The 3,335-nt window shown below is 30.1% G+C and carries 3 protein-coding genes; 2 read left to right on the forward strand and 1 reads right to left on the reverse strand.

Annotation, left to right across the window (positions count from 1 at the left end):
• Nucleotides 1-1,590: putative LPS assembly protein LptD (locus ACH2BG_RS07875; RefSeq protein ID WP_395047157.1), on the forward strand; the 1,590-nt coding region annotated here is incomplete at its 5' end.
• 22 nt (nt 1,591-1,612) lie between these two features.
• Nucleotides 1,613-1,993 (forward strand): RidA family protein, encoded by a 381-nt coding sequence (locus tag ACH2BG_RS07880; RefSeq protein WP_395047158.1) that lies wholly within the window; start codon nt 1,613-1,615, stop codon nt 1,991-1,993.
• Nucleotides 1,994-2,082: 89 nt separating this feature from the next.
• Here ACH2BG_RS07880 and ACH2BG_RS07885 read toward each other — a convergent pair.
• On the reverse strand, nt 2,083-3,335 hold a 1,253-nt coding region (locus tag ACH2BG_RS07885; protein ID WP_395047159.1), incomplete at its 5' end, for a tetratricopeptide repeat protein.

Raw genomic sequence — 3,335 nt, forward strand, 5'->3', positions numbered from 1 at the left:
CAAAAATATTTCAAAAGCTCATTTAATCAAATAAATAATTCAGCTTCGTTAAACAATACTTTAAGTTCATCTATAAATTATTCGAAAACATTCAACACCGTTCCGCAAGCCAATATTGCCATTACTGCAAACCATAGCCAAAATACAAATACAGGACAAATAAATATGACTTTGCCAACACTAACGGCAAGTTTAGATAGAATGTATCCTTTTGCTAAAAAAGAAGATTCTAAAAAAGGTTTCATAAAAAACATTAACCTTACTTATAATTTATCCGCAAGAAACGAAATACAAACAGTCGATTCTTTATTTTTTAAACCTCAAATGTTTCGTGATGCAAAAAATGGTATGCAACACACGATTCCATTAAGTACCAATTTTAAAGTTTTAAAATATTTAAACGTATCAACTTCAGCAAATTATATCGAAACATGGTATTTAAAAACAATCGATAAAAAATATAATGCAGTAACCAACGTGGTCGATGAAACTGTAAATAATGGTTTCGATGCCTTTAGAACCTATAATTTTAATGCAGGATTAGGAACTACAATTTACGGAACTTTTAACATAAGTAAAGACAAAAAAATTCAAGCTATTCGTCACGTTATGACACCAAATGTAGGATATAATTATAGACCAAGTTTCGAAAAGTATTATGATACCTATGCCATTGATGGAAGTGGAAAAATGGCAGATTATACTCGTTTTGAAAAAGGAATTTTTGGAGCACCAGACAAGAATTTTTCTAATGTTTTAAGTTTCTCATTAAACAATATTTTCGAAGCTAAAGTAAGAGATCGGGATTCTACAAAAGTAGAACCAAAGAAGATCATGTTACTTAATAACCTTCAATTTTCTACAGGATATAATATGAGTGCCGAAAAAGGAACGCAAGCTTGGCAACCTGTTAGAGTTAGTGGCGGAACAAGTTTGTTTAAAGAGAAGATGAATGTTAATTTTGGTGCAACTTTAAATCCTTATGCGATAGATGCAAACGGAAAAGCATTAAATATCTATAACATAGACAATAATGGAAGTCTTTTTAGGCTAACAAGTGCAAACATGACACTTAATTATTCCTTATCTAGTAAAAAAGTAGAAAAAAAGAAAGACGATTCATTTAATAATAAAGGATTACAAAACGGAGGACGGGAAGATGATTTATTCGGTAAAACCACCGATTTTAGTAACCGTAATGAAAGTCAATTTGAAAAAGATGACGAAGAAGACAAGTTTTCCGGGTTTTTTAATGCTGAAATACCTTGGGATTTAAAACTAGCTTACTCACTAACTTACGACAATAACAATCGAGAGAGAAAAATAGCAAATAGTTCACTTATGTTTTCTGGAAATATAGATATAACACCCAAATGGAAAGCTGGAGTTTCGTCTGGTTACGATTTTGTACAAAAAGGCGTTACTTATACCCAATTGCGTTTCGAACGAGATTTATTAAGCTGGCGAATGGATTTTAATTGGATGCCGCTGGGTAACCAAGCTTCATGGTATTTCTTTATAGGAATTAGTTCTTCTGTATTAAGCGATATTAAGTGGGATAAACGCAATACACAAGACAAAACGCTTTAATTTTAGATTTAAAATATTACAAATGAAAAAAATAATTTTTACAGATAAAGCCCCTGCTCCTATTGGCCCATACAATCAAGCAATTTTAAGCGGGAATACTTTATATACTTCTGGACAAGTGGCTATAAATCCTGCCACAGGAGATCTAGTTTTAGATAACATTGAAGTAGAAACCGAGCAAGTTATGAAAAACCTAAAAGCGGTTCTTGAAGCAGCTAATATGACTTTTGATAATGTAATAAAAGTCACCATTTTTATAATGAATATGGGAGATTTTGCAAGAATAAATGTTGTTTACGGAAAATATTTTACCGAAGAAACTGCACCTGCAAGAGAGACTGTACAAGTTTCTTGTTTACCTAAAAATGTAAACATTGAAATATCGATGATTGCAGTGAAATAAGAAAATATTTTTACTATTAAAAATACTCCATAAAAAATACCCCAAGAAGTTAGACGCTTTTTGGGGTATTTTTTATGGAGTATTTTTAATTATTTTTTTGCTTTTAATGCTTTTGCTTTTTCGGTCATATCAAGCGCATTATAAACATTAAGTAATGTCGATTTTATATCTGCATCACCTGTGAAAAGCTCTTCTGCTTTTTCTAAATAAGGTAACGCACCTTTTAGTAAATCTTGTCTCTTAAGTCGTAAGGCTTGGTATTTTTTCTCATCTGCTGGTGAAGTACCTAATTTATTCATTTGATCTAGAATTTTAGTATCTCCATCTAACTTTAAAACTGCAAGATTAATGTAAGCATTTCTATATTTTGGATCAATTTGTATTGCTTTTATGTAATTTTTTTCGGCTTCAGCTTGACCATCTTTAGATTTTGAAGAAATAACACCTAAATTAAAAAATAAATCGGCATCATTTGGGTTTTTAGCTAAAACTTCAGAAATTAATTTTTTATACATTTCAAAATCTTCCGTTTTTAAATACAAATTTGCTTCTGCCATTATTAGGTTTGTATCGTCAGGATTTGCAAGTCTAGCATCTGTAATAGCTTTTTTTGCATTTGGAATATCATTTTTTCCAATATATGATTCAAGAATATTCTTGTAAATATCTCCTCTTCTAGATGGAGTTTTTTCTACTTTAGGATCTGTGTGTGTTCCAATTTTTACTGCAATATCTCTTTCTGTGAGTGAACTAAAAGAGTTGTATTCGTCATTTGCCTTGTTCTTTGCTACATAAGTTGTTGCTTCACCTGTATATTTTAGTGCATTCAACTCACTATAATATTTAATTGCTCTGTCATATTCTTGAGCTCTAAAAGCATATTCAGCAGCAACATAAAGTCTTTCTAAATCTTTTTTATCTAATTGATAAATTAAATACGCCGCTTGAGAAACTTCTTTATATTTTTTTTGACCATCTAATGCAACAACATATTCCCAAAATATGGGTTTAAAGTTTTTTATTGTTTCATTAATTTTATCCGTATAAAGCTTATTTCCTGTTTTATTTTCGAAATCTAAAGTTGTATTTAGTCCTGAAGATATGTCAGAAATGGTTTCCATATTTATAAAATTGGATTTTTGCATTGAAGTTACATTGGCTCCCAAAGCATTTATTTCTAAAATAGGTAACATGGATTTATAAAATTCGGAATAAACTTTATCTTCCTCTTCAATAGCTACATCACCATATTTTATAGCATTTTTTTTATACTCTACTAAATCTGCTTCAGTAATGGTTTCTTTTGAATAGATTTTCTTTAATGTTTTTATTTGATCTTTTT

Source organism: Flavobacterium sp. (assembly GCF_043779715.1).
Classification (GTDB): Bacteria; Bacteroidota; Bacteroidia; order Flavobacteriales; family Flavobacteriaceae; genus Flavobacterium.

Bases quoted from the DNA above. Each gene is read 5' to 3' on its own strand.
- ACH2BG_RS07880 (WP_395047158.1), top strand. From the start codon at position 1,613: ATGAAAAAAATAATTTTTACAGATAAAGCCCCTGCTCCTATTGGCCCA.